Source organism: Cryobacterium lactosi, assembly GCF_004403945.1.
Lineage (GTDB): Bacteria > Actinomycetota > Actinomycetes > Actinomycetales > Microbacteriaceae > Cryobacterium > Cryobacterium lactosi.
Genome location: NZ_SOHM01000017.1, coordinates 29,452 through 43,485 on the forward strand (window position 1 = coordinate 29,452; position 14,034 = coordinate 43,485).

Annotated in this window: 26 protein-coding genes; 19 read left to right on the forward strand and 7 right to left on the reverse strand. The window is 63.0% G+C overall.

The features are described 5' to 3' along the window. Window position 1: 1 nt before the first annotated feature. The 9 genes from E3T61_RS08900 to E3T61_RS08935 all read left to right on the forward strand — a co-directional run bounded on the left by E3T61_RS08900 (window position 2) and on the right by E3T61_RS08935 (window position 5,352). A complete protein-coding gene (locus E3T61_RS08900; RefSeq protein ID WP_134640507.1) occupies window positions 2-937 on the forward strand; it encodes a DUF3560 domain-containing protein in 936 nt (311 codons plus the stop codon). Window positions 938-1,075: 138 nt separating this feature from the next. Beyond that, window positions 1,076-1,513 (forward strand): hypothetical protein, encoded by a 438-nt coding sequence (locus E3T61_RS08905; protein ID WP_134640508.1) that lies wholly within the window; start codon window positions 1,076-1,078, stop codon window positions 1,511-1,513. Window positions 1,514-1,875: 362 nt separating this feature from the next. Then, window positions 1,876-2,298 (forward strand): DUF3846 domain-containing protein, encoded by a 423-nt coding sequence (locus E3T61_RS08910; RefSeq protein WP_134640509.1) that lies wholly within the window; start codon window positions 1,876-1,878, stop codon window positions 2,296-2,298. 18 nt (window positions 2,299-2,316) lie between these two features. Further along, window positions 2,317-2,481, forward strand: a complete 165-nt coding sequence (locus E3T61_RS21895) for a hypothetical protein (protein WP_166793190.1) — start codon at window positions 2,317-2,319, stop codon at window positions 2,479-2,481. Between the two features lie 437 nt (window positions 2,482-2,918). Further along, window positions 2,919-3,701 (forward strand): ParA family protein, encoded by a 783-nt coding sequence (locus tag E3T61_RS08915; RefSeq protein ID WP_241992476.1) that lies wholly within the window; start codon window positions 2,919-2,921, stop codon window positions 3,699-3,701. Then, window positions 3,698-4,021, forward strand: a complete 324-nt coding sequence (locus tag E3T61_RS08920; RefSeq protein WP_134640510.1) for a hypothetical protein — start codon at window positions 3,698-3,700, stop codon at window positions 4,019-4,021. The genes E3T61_RS08915 and E3T61_RS08920 overlap by 4 nt, the downstream gene beginning before the upstream one ends. A gap of 259 nt (window positions 4,022-4,280) precedes the next feature. After that, window positions 4,281-4,511: a glutaredoxin domain-containing protein gene (locus tag E3T61_RS08925; protein WP_134640511.1), complete on the forward strand. Its 231-nt coding sequence runs from the start codon at window positions 4,281-4,283 to the stop codon at window positions 4,509-4,511. A gap of 46 nt (window positions 4,512-4,557) precedes the next feature. After that, window positions 4,558-4,926 carry a single-stranded DNA-binding protein gene (locus E3T61_RS08930; RefSeq protein WP_134640512.1) on the forward strand — a complete coding sequence of 123 codons (369 nt, stop codon included), beginning with the start codon at window positions 4,558-4,560 and terminating at the stop codon, window positions 4,924-4,926. Window positions 4,927-4,983: 57 nt separating this feature from the next. Beyond that, window positions 4,984-5,352 (forward strand): hypothetical protein, encoded by a 369-nt coding sequence (locus E3T61_RS08935; RefSeq protein WP_134640513.1) that lies wholly within the window; start codon window positions 4,984-4,986, stop codon window positions 5,350-5,352. Window positions 5,353-5,451: 99 nt separating this feature from the next. Here the strand turns inward: E3T61_RS08935 and E3T61_RS08940 are convergent, their stop codons facing one another. Beyond that, window positions 5,452-5,706 carry a hypothetical protein gene (locus tag E3T61_RS08940; RefSeq protein ID WP_134640514.1) on the reverse strand — a complete coding sequence of 85 codons (255 nt, stop codon included), beginning with the start codon at window positions 5,704-5,706 and terminating at the stop codon, window positions 5,452-5,454. A gap of 103 nt (window positions 5,707-5,809) precedes the next feature. Here E3T61_RS08940 and E3T61_RS08945 point away from each other — a divergent pair, with 103 nt between their 5' ends. Next, window positions 5,810-6,040 (forward strand): hypothetical protein, encoded by a 231-nt coding sequence (locus E3T61_RS08945; protein ID WP_134640515.1) that lies wholly within the window; start codon window positions 5,810-5,812, stop codon window positions 6,038-6,040. Between the two features lie 342 nt (window positions 6,041-6,382). Here E3T61_RS08945 and E3T61_RS08955 read toward each other — a convergent pair whose 3' ends face one another. Further along, a complete protein-coding gene (locus E3T61_RS08955) occupies window positions 6,383-6,646 on the reverse strand; it encodes a ribbon-helix-helix protein, CopG family (protein ID WP_103431168.1) in 264 nt (87 codons plus the stop codon). A gap of 297 nt (window positions 6,647-6,943) precedes the next feature. Here E3T61_RS08955 and E3T61_RS08960 point away from each other — a divergent pair, with 297 nt between their 5' ends. Together E3T61_RS08960 and E3T61_RS08965 are read left to right on the forward strand one after the other, a co-directional pair. Continuing rightward, complete coding sequence (locus E3T61_RS08960; RefSeq protein WP_134640516.1) at window positions 6,944-7,201, forward strand: hypothetical protein; 258 nt, start codon at window positions 6,944-6,946, stop codon at window positions 7,199-7,201. Continuing rightward, window positions 7,194-7,535: a hypothetical protein gene (locus tag E3T61_RS08965; protein WP_134640517.1), complete on the forward strand. Its 342-nt coding sequence runs from the start codon at window positions 7,194-7,196 to the stop codon at window positions 7,533-7,535. Before E3T61_RS08960 ends, E3T61_RS08965 begins: the two co-directional genes overlap by 8 nt. 12 nt (window positions 7,536-7,547) lie before the next feature. On the opposite strand, the gene E3T61_RS08970 is transcribed toward E3T61_RS08965, so the two are convergent. Together E3T61_RS08970 and E3T61_RS21900 are read right to left on the reverse strand one after the other, a co-directional pair. After that, window positions 7,548-8,054, reverse strand: a complete 507-nt coding sequence (locus tag E3T61_RS08970; protein WP_134640518.1) for a hypothetical protein — start codon at window positions 8,052-8,054, stop codon at window positions 7,548-7,550. 62 nt (window positions 8,055-8,116) lie between these two features. Then, complete coding sequence (locus E3T61_RS21900) at window positions 8,117-8,266, reverse strand: hypothetical protein (protein ID WP_165789050.1); 150 nt, start codon at window positions 8,264-8,266, stop codon at window positions 8,117-8,119. 241 nt (window positions 8,267-8,507) lie between these two features. On the opposite strand from E3T61_RS21900, the gene E3T61_RS08975 reads away from it, so the two are divergent. The 7 genes from E3T61_RS08975 (at window position 8,508) to E3T61_RS09005 (ending at window position 12,506) form a co-directional block, all read left to right on the forward strand. Next, window positions 8,508-8,978: a hypothetical protein gene (locus E3T61_RS08975; protein WP_134640519.1), complete on the forward strand. Its 471-nt coding sequence runs from the start codon at window positions 8,508-8,510 to the stop codon at window positions 8,976-8,978. A 111-nt stretch (window positions 8,979-9,089) separates the two neighbouring features. Further along, complete coding sequence (locus E3T61_RS08980) at window positions 9,090-9,773, forward strand: hypothetical protein (protein WP_134640520.1); 684 nt, start codon at window positions 9,090-9,092, stop codon at window positions 9,771-9,773. A 185-nt stretch (window positions 9,774-9,958) separates the two neighbouring features. Further along, on the forward strand, window positions 9,959-10,195 hold the full coding sequence (locus tag E3T61_RS08985) for a hypothetical protein (protein ID WP_134640521.1): 237 nt from the start codon (window positions 9,959-9,961) through the stop codon (window positions 10,193-10,195). Next, on the forward strand, window positions 10,195-11,034 hold the full coding sequence (locus E3T61_RS08990; protein ID WP_134640522.1) for a Fic/DOC family protein: 840 nt from the start codon (window positions 10,195-10,197) through the stop codon (window positions 11,032-11,034). Before E3T61_RS08985 ends, E3T61_RS08990 begins: the two co-directional genes overlap by 1 nt. 40 nt (window positions 11,035-11,074) lie before the next feature. Continuing rightward, window positions 11,075-11,434, forward strand: a complete 360-nt coding sequence (locus E3T61_RS08995; protein WP_134640523.1) for a hypothetical protein — start codon at window positions 11,075-11,077, stop codon at window positions 11,432-11,434. Continuing rightward, window positions 11,431-12,012: a recombinase family protein gene (locus E3T61_RS09000; protein ID WP_134640524.1), complete on the forward strand. Its 582-nt coding sequence runs from the start codon at window positions 11,431-11,433 to the stop codon at window positions 12,010-12,012. Before E3T61_RS08995 ends, E3T61_RS09000 begins: the two co-directional genes overlap by 4 nt. Continuing rightward, window positions 12,009-12,506 carry a hypothetical protein gene (locus E3T61_RS09005; protein ID WP_134640525.1) on the forward strand — a complete coding sequence of 166 codons (498 nt, stop codon included), beginning with the start codon at window positions 12,009-12,011 and terminating at the stop codon, window positions 12,504-12,506. Before E3T61_RS09000 ends, E3T61_RS09005 begins: the two co-directional genes overlap by 4 nt. Window position 12,507: 1 nt before the next feature. Here the strand turns inward: E3T61_RS09005 and E3T61_RS22665 are convergent, their stop codons facing one another. From E3T61_RS22665 to E3T61_RS09020, 3 genes are all read right to left on the reverse strand, one after another. Beyond that, window positions 12,508-12,741, reverse strand: coding sequence for a helix-turn-helix transcriptional regulator (locus E3T61_RS22665; RefSeq protein ID WP_134640526.1), 234 nt, complete (start codon window positions 12,739-12,741; stop codon window positions 12,508-12,510). After that, on the reverse strand, window positions 12,732-13,019 hold the full coding sequence (gene nrdH / locus E3T61_RS09015; RefSeq protein ID WP_255455666.1) for a glutaredoxin-like protein NrdH: 288 nt from the start codon (window positions 13,017-13,019) through the stop codon (window positions 12,732-12,734). The genes E3T61_RS22665 and nrdH overlap by 10 nt, the downstream gene beginning before the upstream one ends. Window positions 13,020-13,343: 324 nt before the next feature. Next, window positions 13,344-13,682 (reverse strand): hypothetical protein, encoded by a 339-nt coding sequence (locus E3T61_RS09020; RefSeq protein WP_134640527.1) that lies wholly within the window; start codon window positions 13,680-13,682, stop codon window positions 13,344-13,346. Window positions 13,683-14,034 lie beyond the last annotated feature (352 nt).

Consider the following 14,034-nt stretch of genomic DNA (forward strand, 5'->3'; position numbering starts at 1 on the left):
CATGCTCACCATCACCCACACCCACGAAGCCGGAACGATGATCGATGGGACCAGCCGAGGCGACGGAACCGCCGAAGTCCTCAAGTCCACCGGATGGCGCTGGGGCCGCAGCATCAGCGCTTGGTTCGTCCCCCAGTCCCGGGACCGCCTGCCGAAGCTGCACACCATCACCCGCACCAAGTCGGCACTTGAAGCCGCCGGGTTTGAGGTCACAACCGAAATCGACAACGGCCACCGCACAACCGCCGACGTCGAGGCCGGAAAGATCGAGCGCCAGGCCGACCGGGTCGACGCCCTGGCCGCGAAAGCAGCGCGCAAGACCAGCGCGGAAGATGCCGCCTACGACAAGGCCCGCGCAGCGCTGGACCGGCTGCCCGAGGGAGGCGAGCCGATCAAGGTCGGCCACCACTCAGAAGGCCGCCACCGCAACGCGATCGCCAAAGCAGACACGGCCATGCGTAAATCAGTCGAAGCCAGCGCAGAGGCCACCGTCGCCCAGGCCCGCGCCGACGCGGCCACCCACACCACAGACGCCCGTTACAACCCGGTCACCGTGGCCAACCGCATCGAAACGTTGGGCGCTGAGCTCCGCAAGCTCGAACGCCGCATAACCGCGCAGTGCTACGACGACACACGCGGCTACATCGACGCCACCGCCGAGCAGATCCAGGCCCGCACGGCCCGCCTCGCTCCGCACCTCGACGAGAAGCGCGACCAGATCGCCTATTGGGAAGCCGTACGCGCCGCCCAGGTCGAAAGCGGCAAAGCCACCGGCTACGACCGCGCCACCGTCAAGAAGGGCGACCGGGTGAAGATCCGCGGCCAGTGGCGCGAAGTCGTGCGCGCCAACCTCAAAACAGTCAGCGTCACCACCGGCTACACCTGGACCGACACCGCCCCATACGCCGAGATTCAGCAGCTCGTGCGGCCCGAGTAATCCCGCCCCAGCGGCCGGCCCACCCAGGGCCGGCCGTGAGAGGGCACCCCCTCACACTCCCCCACCAGCTGCAGCCGGCCCCGCCCGGCACCCACCCTCGAGAACGGTCCCGACACAGGGACCACAGGAGATCCGGCCATGATCATCACCTACCAACGCCCCGCCACGCTCGAGGCGCACCAGGTCGACCAGGACGCCCCCGCCGCCGACCTCAGCCCCACCGGGGCCACGTGCGGAACCACGACCGTCGACGTTATCGGGATCCCGTGGAGCTGCAGCCGAGCACCCCACCTCGGCCAGGACGAACACCGCGCCGCCATCACGGCCGCAGGCGACGGCCCGACCGGCGCCGTGGCCATCGCGTGGACGTACCAATACGCCACCGACGCGCAGCACGGCGACGTCGACCAGGCTGCCCCCACCCAGAGCATCACCGTCACCCTGTCGTTTCCCGACCGAGCTGCACACGGCATCAATGCGGCCGCGCTGATCCGAAGCATGGTCGACGCAGGACTAGGCCACTTCTGGGAAGGCGACCAAGACGACGTAACCGCCAGCTCAACCGCCACCACCTGACCGGTCGGGCCGACCCTCACGGGGTCGGCCGTGAGGGGGACGGCGCCCCCTCACACTCCCCCAGGTGAATCCGGCACGGAGGCCGTATCCACGCGGAACCGGCTGCGCCGGCCTGACCTGATAGAACTTTTCTTCCCTTGGTGGCCGGTCATCGTAGTTCGCTTGCGTGCCTTCGTCACCCACAATCTGGCACGCGGTCGCAAGCTCCCTTATTTCGCACCAGATTGCGTGCACTACGGCACTCCCGCTCTCAATCGATTTCTCTTGCCACCAAGGGCAGAAAAACGGTGGACGACTACACAACCACTGCCCACGAGAGCCCGGGACCCCGCGTATCTCACCATCCTTGGAGAGGGAACACAATGACCACCACCACCATCCGCAGCGTCAAGATCAAACCGACCGAAACCATCACCACACTCGACCTGGACGGTCAGAACAGCGGAACGGATATAGCCGCCGCCATCGACTGCCGCATGTTTGCCGTTGTCGACCTGGCCGACGGCATCGACCTATTCGTGGACGATGAAGGACTCATCAACGGGTCGACCCTGAACCTGCCCGCAACCGTGCTCGCCCACCTGCTCGGCAACCCGACCGTGATCTTTGGAACCGCCATCGCAGTCGGCACCACCCCAGACGGCAAAACCGTGGGGCTGACAGACCGCCAGCTCGCGCGGGTCCAGAAGTCATTCGCGCAGAAGCCCGACCCGGGAACCGTCGACACCCTCGTTGAGAGCCTGTCCCCGTTCCCCACGGTCGTGAGCATGCTCCGCAACATCTAGCGAACGGGAGGAAGAGCAATGGCCACCATGAGCATCCAGACAATCGAGACGCCCATCACCAAAGGCGACGACGACACATGGAGCCGTACCCGTCAGCTCGCCAAGCGCAGTGAGGATCTGCACAACCACGCACAAGCCGGGTACACCCTGGCGCACACGGCAACGATCGACAGCGCCGGATAGGTGATCTTCGTCGACACTCTCACCCGCGTCAACGACTAACCATCCGGAGGGGCGGCCACGGCCGCCCCTCCCCCAGCCGGAAGGCAACACCATGACCGAACGATTCTCCGCCTGCGCGGGCCACCAGAGCTTGCACCGCATGGACGACTTCAACCGCGCCCTGTCAATCGCCAAGAGCTGCCCCCAGTGCCTCGTCGAGGCCGACTAGCCAGAACCAACTGTCAGCCGGCCCTCGTGGGCCGGCCGGTGAGGGGCGACCCCCTCACACTCCCCCGGTAGGCGCGATAGCGAGAGTTGCCCGTTCTTCCAGGCGGATAATTAATGCATGAAAGACAGAAAGACAGAATGCAGGAATGATGGACAGACGGAATGCAAGCAGGAATCCTTGACAGAAGGAATGCAAGCAGGAATCATTGACAGAAGGAATGCAAGCAGGAATGATTGAAAGCATGCAAATATTAATGGTCTACAGCGAATCGGGCGGCGTCTCGAAAACGACTACCGCCGTATCGATCGCAATGACCGCCGCCGAGCAAGGCCGGCGGACGGTCCTGGTTGATCTTGACCCCCGTGCAGCAGCGACCAAATGGCTCGACGTCGCACCCTCCGGTGAAGGCCTCCACGTCGGCGCGATTCTCGGAGACGAAGACCCGCAAGGATGGGGCGAGGACTTGGCCGTGCAGTCCACCTGGTCAAAGAATCTCCGCGTGATTCCCTCCGCTCGCAACGTCTCCAACCGTGAGGCCGATCGAGCAGACCACGCCGAATTGAGACTACGAACGGCACTTGTCGGTATCTCCGCTGACCTGGTGGTTATCGACTGCCCCAACAGGCAGGGCGGCCCGCTCATCCTGTCAGCCTTGAACGCTGCCGACTCGATTGTTTATGCCGCCACGGCCTCCAGTGACGGCGTGGACGGCGTTGCAGGCGCACGGCGCACTGTCGAACAGTTCCGCCTCAGCAGAACACGCATCGCCGCACCCATCACGCTCTCCGAGGCCGGGATCGTCCTCGGCAGGGTACAAGAGACAATCCCCTCCCGCCCAGCCGTAGCCAGCACGGACGAGCTGCGCGCCACCGGAATGCTTCTCATGCCCCTAGTACCCGAAAGGGCCATCATTCAAGAAGTTCGCCTCACGGGGGAGTGGTACGGCAACTATAGAAAGGGCGCGCCCGTCGTGGCCGCGTACACCAAGATCGTGAACCAGGTGATTCGATGAGCGACCAGCAGCAAGACCGACCAGACCTCAGCCGCCGCCGCAAGCCGCAGGCGGCACCCGACGAGCGCGTAGACCCGGTGGACTACCGCCAGAGTGCGCCGGTTCCTCAGGTCACGCCAGTGGCCTCGGAGCCACCCGCGGCTACGGCTGGCGCCGCACCGCGTCGCGGCCGGCCGCGCCGAGAGGCCACGGTGCCGTTCAGTACCCGGCTGGCCCCCGATGTTCTCGAACTCATCGACGCAGCTTCGGCCGCGGAAGACGGCGCAACGATCCGTAGCGTTGTCGAGGCCGCCATACGCGAGAAGTACCAAACAAAATAGCCATGCAAGACGGTCACCGGCACGGAGGCCGGCTCCTAGAGGAGCCGCTGCGCGGCACTGTAGAGCCTGTGATGCTTGCACCTGTCTGGCCGTTCACCGTAGTTCGCTCCGCGCCTTCCATTCCAGGCTTTCGCGGCATATCCTCGCTCGCTGCTCTCGCTCCGGTATTCCACGACCCTGCACAACGGCACTCCCGCTCTCAATCGATTCCCTTTGCCAGACAGGCACAAAGAATTGTTGGTGGGGAAGGGACAGGGACATGAATGCGTCAGTGGTCGTCTATACGTTGCCGGAGTGCCAGCCGTGTCGAATGACGAAGATGAAGCTTGACCAGGAGAGCATCAGCTACGCGGTCGTCGACTTGTCCCAGGACGAAGCCGCGCTCGAGCACATACGGGCGCTCGGACACCTGCAGGCACCCGTCGTTGAGACGGCATTCACCAGCTGGTCCGGATTTCGACCAGAACTCATCACCGCACTTGCCGAATAGCTCGAAACCGTACCTAACCGCACAACCCATCGAAGGAGCAGAACCCATGTCAATTCAGCGCACGATCACTGGGAACCTCGCCGCCGACGTCGACGTAGTGAAGGCTGGCAGTCTCAACATCACGAAATTTCGAGTCATCGAGAACACGGGGGAGTACCGCGCCGGAAGGTACATGGAACACGTTGACGCCACGACGCATTTCGTTGAGGCCAAGTTCGAGCTGGGCGAGAACGCAGCGGCAACGCTCCACAAGGGAGATGCCGTGATTGTCGTCGGCCGAGAGCACACCAACAGCTGGGGCCCCGAAGGATCCAAGACCTACGGCCGCGTCATCGACGCCGACTACATCGGCGCCGAGCTCAGCCGCGCCGTCGCCCAGATCCGCCGCAACAGCAAGCCCGACGACCAGGCATAACACCCGTAGGCCGCCAGCCGGCGGCCATACCGAACGCGATCAACAGGAGCAGCGGACATGACCAGCAGCGACGACGTAGCACCAGCAGTCCAGTACGCGGACAACGCGGCCGAAGCCATCCGGTCACTGACCGACGCAACGTTTGCAGCAAAGCTGCCAGCGCCCCTCGTCTGCGACATTTTGGGCAACGTCAAATGGGTCGGCCACCGGCTCCCGCAGGCCCTCGAACAGCTCGCAAGCGGCCTAGGCCGCTCACTCGACCAGTTCGACGTCAAGGAAGACGACGGGGGAGATCCCGTGCAGAGCATCGCAACGGCGGTTGATCACCTGACCCGTGTCGCGCAGCTGGCCGACCAGCTCGGAGACGAGCTGGACAAAGCCCAGACCGCGATCAACGGCCAGGGATACCGCCCGCCCACTCAGTAACCATCCTCGATCGACCCGCTCCGCCAGGTCACGAGCCCCCAAGCACGCCCCCGGCCGCCCTCTCTCCCGGCCGGGGGCGTTTCTCTGCCCACCGAACGGCTATGGCCGCACGGCGCGGTCGCGCACGAGCACCACGAGCTGCAGCAGGATCCCAACAACCAGGAACACGCCCGCCTCGACGCACGCCTGCAGCAGGAACGACGCCCAGCCCTCGCGCACCAGGTGCACGAGCACCAGGCCCGCCATCACGACGCCGGCCAGGAGGGCGACGATGCGCAGGAACACAGCGGCCCGATAGGTGAACTCACCCCAGGGGGACGCCCAGCGGCTATGTGCGCGACGTTGCGGCTCCATCGAACCATTGTGAGCGGACTCGCTGGCATCCGCCAGGAGCCCGGCTACATGGCCGGCGCTCACCGCCCGAGGCCGTGTCAGCGGGTCTTGTTAGTTTGTGCAGATGACTAGCGGACCAGAGACAGGCAGTGTGCACGGCCGGGCTTGCGAAGTCTGCACGTTCGACGAGTCGGTGACGTCGTTCGAGGACATTGACCAGTTCGTTTTCGATCCGCTGCCGTCCGACTTCGGTCCCGCAACTCGTTGCACGAACTGCAGCGCCGTGTACGGTCCCGACGACGCATACGACCGGGAACGCACGGCCATCTACGCTGCGCGCCTAGCCCGGATCTAACTCACCGGCTAGCTGGCGTCAGCTGCCTCGATCAGGTGGTCGAGCGCAGCTCGCCAATCGTCGGTAGTGGGGACGGTAGTGGCCTCATCACCAGCGCTTTGCGCGGTGTAGTGAGGCCAGGGTCCGGCCGACGTCGCGTCAGTCTCGGTGACGATCCCGATGTACGTCTCACCCTCATAGACCCGCCACACCTGAGAGTCGACCTCAGCTAGGAATCCCTCGCAACGCTCGTTGGGCCAATGCTCGCAGGCTAAATACGCGAACGAGGCTGCACCGAAAAAGGTGCAGCCTCGCAAGGTGCCGGCTCAGTCGAACGTCCAGCAAATATCCGCTCAGCGGCTATTAGATGAGAACTAGCTCCGTGACTGTTTTGTTTACTTTGTCGGCGATTTGGACCTTATGACCCGCGCTCACTTCATCCTCGATGTACTTATAAACCGAGATGGCGCGGCGAACGGCTTCCGTCACGGAGATTCCTCGTTCCTCAGCAAGGTCTTTGAGGGCTTCGGCGGTGTCGCTATTTAGGTTCACGTTGAGGCGAACGATTTTTTCCGCGCTCTGACGGCGAGAAGATTTTGTGTCGTTTCTGGGGTGGATAGATGTCATGATCCACTGTTCCTTCATGGGGTTAGGAGTTGTGCTGAGTAACCCCAAAGCAATTGTGCTTGGGGTCTACTACTACCCGGCCAATTGGGCCGGCGGTGAGGGCTCCGGGAGTGCAGCTCACGGAGTGCGATCGAGGTCGTTTGGGTGGTGTCAAAACGGCTTCATACCGTCACTATACCCTTTTGGCACGCTTAATGTGCAAAAAATGTGCATGGACTGCGCATCATTGTGTATACTGTGAGGAATGCGGGACGAACTGTCGGCCCGAAAAACAAACTCAACATGGAAGGAGATCCAGTGACAGGAAAAGCCTTCCAGGAGTTTCACCAGGACAGCAGCTTTGAACTCACCATTTCCGATTCGGATCGGACCATCGTGAAGCAATTCATCGCCGCATGCAGCGCGGAAGCTGCTGCCGAGATGTACCGACGCACTCTCCTGCTCGACCCGGTCCTGGAACTCGTTGATGACGAGCGTCCGTTGTACCCGGGGCTGACGGGCTTTTTCGTTTTGATGCCCTCCGAGCCTCCGTGCTTCGAAGCGCGCAATGGCTGATTCCGCCGCGCCCCTGACGGCGCTTTCTGGCCACGATGAGTTCGACGAGAACATTTCCGAACTCGCTACGCCGGCGGCAGGCCCATACAAGTTCAAGAAGAAGCGCAGCAAGTGGCCCAAGGGCACCCACGATCAGGTCACGCGTCAGTTCCTGACGTTTGCAGTGCTCGGAATTTTGACTGTTCTTTACTTCATGGTGATGCTTGCTCTTGTTTGTGGCTGGATCGACGGGGAGAAGTTCACCATGGCGGTGGCGGCGATCTCTGGACCGCAGGCGTTGGCGGCAGCTGTCATTGGTTTCTACTACGGCAAGAACGGCTCAAACGATTCCTAACGGGGCTAAACGTCAGGTGGGGTCGAGTAGGTCTATCGCCGCAGCCCAGCCGTAAGACTCAATCGCTTCCTCAAATGTCTGAGCGGGGCACCCGTCAGCTAGAACTTCCGTCTTGCTCACCAAAAGGACCGTGCCCTTGGCCGTTACCACTGCCGCCCGCGGCCGCTCCGGGGCGGCTGCGGCGGCCTCCTGGTCGGCGGAAGTGCGCTCGACGGCCGAGGCCCACACCCACGCCCGGTGGATGCCGCAATCCTCCCACTCGACGTAGACGGCGCGAGGCGGCCAGGCGAGGGCCAGGGCGCGCACGTGGTCAGCGGTGGCGGGGTATCTCACCCAGGCGAGGACGCGCGTCGGTTCGCCGGCCATGGCCACCGACAATTCGCCCAGCTCCGGGGGAGTGAGGCTGTATGGGCGCACGACGAACTCGCCCCCGCGGTCGGGCTCGACCTGCCCGAGGGTGTCGGCCCGCACCGCCTGGTGCGGGTTCGAGCTGCTGGCGCGTTCGGTGTCCGAGGCCATAAACAACCATTAGAACATAGGTTCGAATGAGTGGGGAGGGCCCAGGGTCGGCTACCTGGTCGCTACCGCCCCGGCCTGACGTACAGCACCAGGTGATCGGCGGGGATCGTGCCGCGCAGCTGCTCGACGGCCGCCCAGCTATTCGGCGCTTCGACCGTGGCCGGCGTGGACTCATCCGCGTCTCGCGGCCGGTGTGCCAGGTCCCACTTCATCCCCCCATTATCCGCCACCGGTCGCAGCGTTTCGAGCTAGACCAGGCGCACCAGCTCACACGATGGGCACTGCCAGAACGGGTTAGTCGGCGACCCGGCGGCCAGCATCGGGACTAGGCATCGCTCGCAGTTCGGGGGAGCGCCCAGGGAGTCCGGTTCCATGCCGGCACGATAGCCCGTCCCACGTGCCCAGCGGCCCGCTGTGCAGCCAAACATTCAGCAGGACTGTAGCGTCGCGAATATGGAACAAGTAGAGGTTGCACTATGGATTCAAGTGGCCGCAGTTCTCGCCGCGGTTGCAGCTGTCATTATTGCGATGTTCGCTGCTGTGGCTGCGTCCGTTGTGGCGCTGGTGTTGGGGTGGCTCGACAGGAGGACTGCCCTGGCCATCTCAACCGCTGATCAACAGTTTCAGCGGCTCTTTCGTGAGCAGGAGTTGCTGCAAAGACTGCTTGAAAATTACAACCGGGGAGGATCCAAAGACTCCGACGAAGCGGGCCGTATGGGCAGTGAAGCACTCACCCTTTTCGGCGCCATCGGTCCTGAACGTCTCCCCGAACTCTGGGAGAGCCACGTCAGTTCAGACGTCTCTTTCCACGCTCATCTTGAGGATCCAGAAATGCCGCCGTACAAGAAAGAAGCCATAAAGGTTCAGCTTGCGTTGAACGCTTCTCGGCGCGCTCTCGACGCACATTTGCGGACTGGCCGATAGTGATCGTCTGCAGTGGGGCACGATCACGTGGTGAATCGGCGGGCTGTATGAACGGCGAGGTCATGCCTACGGCCGCATTGCGGTGTCGGTGAGGATCCCTATCATTCACGTATGTCAGAGATTCCAGGTGCACCTCCAGAACGTCAGTCTTCTCGAATGCAGGTCGCGTGGGGCTGGTATCTCGATCACCGTTTCAAAGATCCGGCGCAGCGTGCATCGCAGTGTCATATTCATGACGACCTGACTCAAACGGCAGCAAGAGTGCGCTCCTTCCTTGCCGAGGATGAAGCGGTGAAAGTCCAAGTGATGATGGAACTTCGCTATCGAATTGAACGGAACGCAGCCGGGAACGCGGCGCCGGCACTGTCGGGGATTCTCGGTGCCGTCACTGTGGCGGCGACGCTGCTAGGGACTCTTGTCCTCGCTGTAGCCAACGGCTGGTTCGGCATCATGATCAAGATGACGGACCCAGAGACCGGAATTGTGAGAGGAATCACGCAGCAGCAACTCGGATCGACTCTGGGCTCGGTCGCGATACCGCTCGTGGTCATTGCAGTGGTAGCGCTGATGGTGGCCCTGTGGGCCGCCTGGCATGCCTCTGGCAAAGATTACCGACGGGCAGTGACCCTGAGTTGGATGGAGGAATACTCAAGAGCCCGCGTGCAGAATGCCGCGGTTGACGTCCAGATTCCGGAGAGGGGGAGCGGGTCGTCTAGGTTGTCGGACCGGGGCACGGGACGCCTCCGGTCAATGCTCAGTTTTGGGGATACGTTTTCAAGAAGCAGCGCCCAATAACGATCGTTTATGGGCACGTCGAGGGCTGCGCCAAAGAGCGATCAAAGATCGCCGCCATTTAGCGATAACAGCAATCGCCGCTACCTGTCCAAAACTCATTGCCGGAATCATAATTACCGAAAGCTACCTCTAGACGTTTTCGGTTGAATCCTGTAAAATGGGAGGAACTGTCGAAAGGGCTTCTTATGACCGCTGGCTATGACGTTCAAGCGCTTTACCCCGGCCTGTTCGAGGGTGTCGACCCGGACCTGACGCAGCAGATCGCGAGCAACTTCGCGAGCGATGCGCAGGAAGGCTACGAGGCGACCCGGCGCGACGTCGAGCTGATGGTGCTCCTGTCCACGGACCAGATTTCCACCGAGCAGTTCAAGGCACTTGCGCGAGCTGAAATCGGGCTGCCGGCCTCGGACGTCGAAAGCTGATGCCCCGCGCGGAGCAGTTCGATACGGCGTACCCGGACTTTCAATCGACGCTGTATCCGCTCACGGAAACAGGCAACAAGCACGTCATGCGAAACACTGCGGGGATCCGCGACCCTGCTCACCTGCAGCGGCTCGAGAATTCTCTTTCCGGTGCTGCCCGCCGCGACATTCTGCGGGGCGCCATCCCGATCAACAAGACGTTTGACCTGGCTCACGCCAAGCAGCTGCACGCCGCTCTGTTTTCAGAGCTGTACCCGAACTGGGCGGGCAAGGTGAGGCCGTTCGGAATGCACAAAGGCGGCGGTAAGCCATTCGCTCAGCCGAACCAGATCGAGGACTACTGGCGAAACGCCACCGGCGCGATCCGCAACGCGGATCTACCCGCTCTGGGGCGCGATGACTTCGTGTCAACGCTCGCCAACGTTTACGCGAATATCAATCAGGCGCATTTCGGCCGTGAGGGAAACGGCCGGACAGGCAAGCTGTTCCTCGACCAGGTTGCCGAGCAGTCGGCATTCAAACTGGACCACCGCCTGATCGACAAGGCTGTGTGGAACGAACAGTCAGAGCGATCACGCCCCCCAGTCGGCTACCTCGCGGTTCGCCCGGCGGAGCTGGTGGCAGTGTTCGACAAGATCACGGTGGATCGAGTTCAGCCCGCGCCGGCCCAGACACTCCCGCTTAGCCCGGAGCTGCAGCGGATCATCGACGTGAACAAGCGGAATTTTCCGACGAGCGCAACGGCGATCATCCGGCCCGGGGAGGCAAGCCCGGCGGAGGGCCGGGGTTACCAGGCGCGGGGACAAGAGCGCAGCAACGATCAGGGATATGGGAGGTAGTGAAGTGCTTTCTCGAGATTTCGTCCTGGACGAGGAACCGATGGACGACGAAGATCTGCGGCGCTGGCGCCGTGCCAGGGGCCAGACCGCTCCCGACAGTCTCAGCTGGCTCCGAGGGCCGGCGACGGGCCATGTATGGCTACCTGCATGGATTGCGGGCGTACTGGACCCCACCATCGACGTGTCAGCCAACATTGGGAAGGAATTCGCCGTCGATCTAACGTTCGACGCGACCGTGGTAGCTGCCTACCAACAGGTCATTACCCGCTCAGATGCCGCGGCTCAAATCGAGGCGCTTAACCGTGATCTGCTCATTCGGATCTGGCCGCAGTTGACTCTGCCTGATTCCATCCGAGAGGTGTGGGAGACGAGCTTCCCTGAGCTGACGGCCGGCGTATGAGTGTCGTCGGCTATACCCGCGTTTCGACGCAGGACCAGAACTTGAATTCGCAGAGCGATGCGCTTCGCGCGGCTGGTGCGGAGTTCATTTACTCGGACAAGTTGACGGGGAAGAACGCGGCCCGGCCGGGCCTGGTCGAGTGCATGAAGTTCTTGCGCCGTGGTGACACTCTGCTGGTCTACAGCACGGACCGGCTGGGCCGGTCGATGACCGACGTCGTGACGATTGTCGCTGACCTGGGGGAGCGCGGCGTGGAGTTCAAGTCGCTCACGGAGCCGTTCGACACCACTACCCCCGGCGGTGAGTTGTTCTTCCACATCTGTGCGGCGTTCGCGCAGATGAATGGCCGCATCATCTCCGACCGCACCCGCGCCGGCCTCGCGTCCGCGAGGGCCCGCGGCCGGCTCGGCGGCCGGCCAAGCGTGATGACTGCCGAACGCGTCGCGGTGGCCCGGCGCATGCGCGCCGAGAAAGCGACTTGGGCGACCATCGCCCACACGCTGCAGGTCGGGGCGTCGAGCGTGCGCCGAGCCCTCGCTGACGACGCCGACCAGCACGAATCGAAGGAGGCACGATGACCGACGCTGCCGCCAGCAACGACGACGGGTTTGACGCCATCGCGGGCGGGATGCTCGCGGATGAGTTTCGCGCAACCGAGCAAGATCGCAGGTTCAACCAGATGCTCGATGACCATATCGACGGCGTGACTTACGTCGAGGTCGACGGGGTGACCTACACCGATGACGGACGGCTCTATGAGCCGATGGACGATGCCCCGCGACCAGGTGCAGCGGAAGGATATTTCGCGGAGGTACGCGCGCGAGCGATCTCTGCCGGGGAGACGCCGCCAGCGTCGATCGAAGAGTTGCACGCGCGGTCGGCGCTGCCCGTGGTCGAGCCGGCCCCGGCCGCGCTGGATCCAGAGCTGCAGCGCATAGTTGACCTGAACTCCCGCACGTACCCGACGAGCGCGACAGAGATTCGTGCCCCAGAAAAGCACGCCGCACCGGCCGGGCCCCGGCATCGTACCGAGAGCCCTGAGCATAACCGGAGCCACGACGCCGGCCGGTGACCTATGCGGGGCGGTCGCCGTTCCAGGTGGTGTGCCGGGACTCCCACTCGTCGACGCTTGACCGCAGGTAGCGCACAGTCTTTCTCGACAGAGCGACGAAGGCTGGCCCCTCGCCGCGGTGCCTAAGCCGCGCGAGATCCCGGTTGCTCAGTCGCAGCCGCTCCGCGGTTTCTGAGGGCGTGAGTGCGCGTCGCTTTGGCTCCGCGACCTGCGGCCGGCTCTTGGCTACTCCCATGAGTCGTCCCCCGGCTCATCAGTCGATGCGGCCGGCACAGTGGCCGGTGCCTTGGCCAGGGCTTTGATTCTGTCGGGTCGGAATCCTGACCAGCTGGCGGCGCCGACTACGACGACTGGTGCGGATGCGTAGCCGAGCTGTTTCACAGCGTCGACCGCGTGCGGGTTCGTGGCCAGGTCGACCACGATGTACGGCAGTCCCGCGTCGTCAAGCACTCGCTTGGTCAGGTCGCATTGCATGCACCCCGGCAGCGTGTATACGGTCAGTGAGTCATTCACGGTCGTTCCCCTTCTCAGTCCGGAAGTCCATCGACGTCAGATCACAGGTGGCCTGAACTATTTCGATGTATCGGCTATCAGCCGATGGCTTGCCATCTGCTGGTACCTGAGCCCGTTGTACGCAGCGGAGCGGGTGTCAAGGGCGACCGGAGGTCGGATTCCGTAGGAATCTGCGCGGCACCCTTTACTCCCGTGGGAGCGAAGTGCAACTAGTTCCACTGCAGAGCACTTCTTGGTTAAAGCGAAACTCCGGAGGGTACGACAAAGCCCCGCCGAGCTGCACGCTCTGGCGGGGCCCACTGTGTCGCTTTTCCTACGAAGTAGTCACTCGCTAGGTGTGTCTGCCACTGCAGGTGCATCGCGGCGCTTACGCATCTTCGGTGCCGAACCCCCGGGCGAACGAACGCCCGTCGCGCGCAGTTCCTTCTCAGTCCAGCCGGCGCTCAGCGCTGCCTTCCAGGCCGCGGCGTGCGCGTTGCTGGACTCTCTCAGAGCCGCCTCTGCATCCTTCACTACCTGCTTGAGGTGGGCGTTGGCGGCATCGTTCTGCTTCGCCGCCTCAGCGATGGCCACGACCGCATTCACACGGGCTGACACGTCAGCTTCAATCAAGGCGCGTGCACGCACGGCCACTTCGTCGTTAGTCACATTTGCATCGCTCATACAGTCGACGATACCGGGGGTAAGAGCGTTCCCGGTGATACAAGTGCGAGCACTTGCTTTAGTTCACACTCACCTTCGCATTCGCGCCGATGAGGTGAAATTATTTTTGGAGCAAGCTATAGAGTTACCAGGGGTAACTCGCTTTGAATCTGGACGTGGGGCGTCGGATTCGGCATACTTGTCGTATGGTTCCCCCGAAATTCGGGGGTTCGCTGCGCTGGGCCAGGGGAGTGGGTGGGACATCGGAATTTGTCAAGGTGAATGAGGCCAGCGTGAGTTTAGGCGGCTAGTTTCGGTTCGGTCTCCGCGACTGCGGGTTCGGCGGGTTGGTTGATCCAGGCTGGCCCGGGCA

What these genes read in the sequence shown, in the direction of transcription:
- E3T61_RS08900 (WP_134640507.1), top strand. Translation starts at nt 2, where the DNA reads ATGCTCACCATCACCCACACCCACGAAGCCGGAACGATGATCGATGGG.
- E3T61_RS08905 (WP_134640508.1), top strand. Translation starts at nt 1,076, where the DNA reads ATGATCATCACCTACCAACGCCCCGCCACGCTCGAGGCGCACCAGGTC.
- E3T61_RS08910 (WP_134640509.1), top strand. Translation starts at nt 1,876, where the DNA reads ATGACCACCACCACCATCCGCAGCGTCAAGATCAAACCGACCGAAACC.
- E3T61_RS21895 (WP_166793190.1), top strand. Translation starts at nt 2,317, where the DNA reads ATGGCCACCATGAGCATCCAGACAATCGAGACGCCCATCACCAAAGGC.
- E3T61_RS08915 (WP_241992476.1), top strand. Translation starts at nt 2,919, where the DNA reads ATGATTGAAAGCATGCAAATATTAATGGTCTACAGCGAATCGGGCGGC.
- E3T61_RS08920 (WP_134640510.1), top strand. Translation starts at nt 3,698, where the DNA reads ATGAGCGACCAGCAGCAAGACCGACCAGACCTCAGCCGCCGCCGCAAG.
- E3T61_RS08925 (WP_134640511.1), top strand. Translation starts at nt 4,281, where the DNA reads ATGAATGCGTCAGTGGTCGTCTATACGTTGCCGGAGTGCCAGCCGTGT.
- E3T61_RS08930 (WP_134640512.1), top strand. Translation starts at nt 4,558, where the DNA reads ATGTCAATTCAGCGCACGATCACTGGGAACCTCGCCGCCGACGTCGAC.
- E3T61_RS08935 (WP_134640513.1), top strand. Translation starts at nt 4,984, where the DNA reads ATGACCAGCAGCGACGACGTAGCACCAGCAGTCCAGTACGCGGACAAC.
- E3T61_RS08940 (WP_134640514.1), bottom strand. Translation starts at nt 5,706, where the DNA reads ATGGAGCCGCAACGTCGCGCACATAGCCGCTGGGCGTCCCCCTGGGGT.
- E3T61_RS08945 (WP_134640515.1), top strand. Translation starts at nt 5,810, where the DNA reads ATGACTAGCGGACCAGAGACAGGCAGTGTGCACGGCCGGGCTTGCGAA.
- E3T61_RS08955 (WP_103431168.1), bottom strand. Translation starts at nt 6,646, where the DNA reads ATGACATCTATCCACCCCAGAAACGACACAAAATCTTCTCGCCGTCAG.
- E3T61_RS08965 (WP_134640517.1), top strand. Translation starts at nt 7,194, where the DNA reads ATGGCTGATTCCGCCGCGCCCCTGACGGCGCTTTCTGGCCACGATGAG.
- E3T61_RS08970 (WP_134640518.1), bottom strand. Translation starts at nt 8,054, where the DNA reads ATGGCCTCGGACACCGAACGCGCCAGCAGCTCGAACCCGCACCAGGCG.
- E3T61_RS21900 (WP_165789050.1), bottom strand. Translation starts at nt 8,266, where the DNA reads ATGAAGTGGGACCTGGCACACCGGCCGCGAGACGCGGATGAGTCCACG.
- E3T61_RS08975 (WP_134640519.1), top strand. Translation starts at nt 8,508, where the DNA reads ATGGAACAAGTAGAGGTTGCACTATGGATTCAAGTGGCCGCAGTTCTC.
- E3T61_RS08980 (WP_134640520.1), top strand. Translation starts at nt 9,090, where the DNA reads ATGTCAGAGATTCCAGGTGCACCTCCAGAACGTCAGTCTTCTCGAATG.
- E3T61_RS08985 (WP_134640521.1), top strand. Translation starts at nt 9,959, where the DNA reads ATGACCGCTGGCTATGACGTTCAAGCGCTTTACCCCGGCCTGTTCGAG.
- E3T61_RS08990 (WP_134640522.1), top strand. Translation starts at nt 10,195, where the DNA reads ATGCCCCGCGCGGAGCAGTTCGATACGGCGTACCCGGACTTTCAATCG.
- E3T61_RS08995 (WP_134640523.1), top strand. Translation starts at nt 11,075, where the DNA reads ATGGACGACGAAGATCTGCGGCGCTGGCGCCGTGCCAGGGGCCAGACC.
- E3T61_RS09000 (WP_134640524.1), top strand. Translation starts at nt 11,431, where the DNA reads ATGAGTGTCGTCGGCTATACCCGCGTTTCGACGCAGGACCAGAACTTG.
- E3T61_RS09005 (WP_134640525.1), top strand. Translation starts at nt 12,009, where the DNA reads ATGACCGACGCTGCCGCCAGCAACGACGACGGGTTTGACGCCATCGCG.
- E3T61_RS22665 (WP_134640526.1), bottom strand. Translation starts at nt 12,741, where the DNA reads ATGGGAGTAGCCAAGAGCCGGCCGCAGGTCGCGGAGCCAAAGCGACGC.
- E3T61_RS09020 (WP_134640527.1), bottom strand. Translation starts at nt 13,682, where the DNA reads ATGAGCGATGCAAATGTGACTAACGACGAAGTGGCCGTGCGTGCACGC.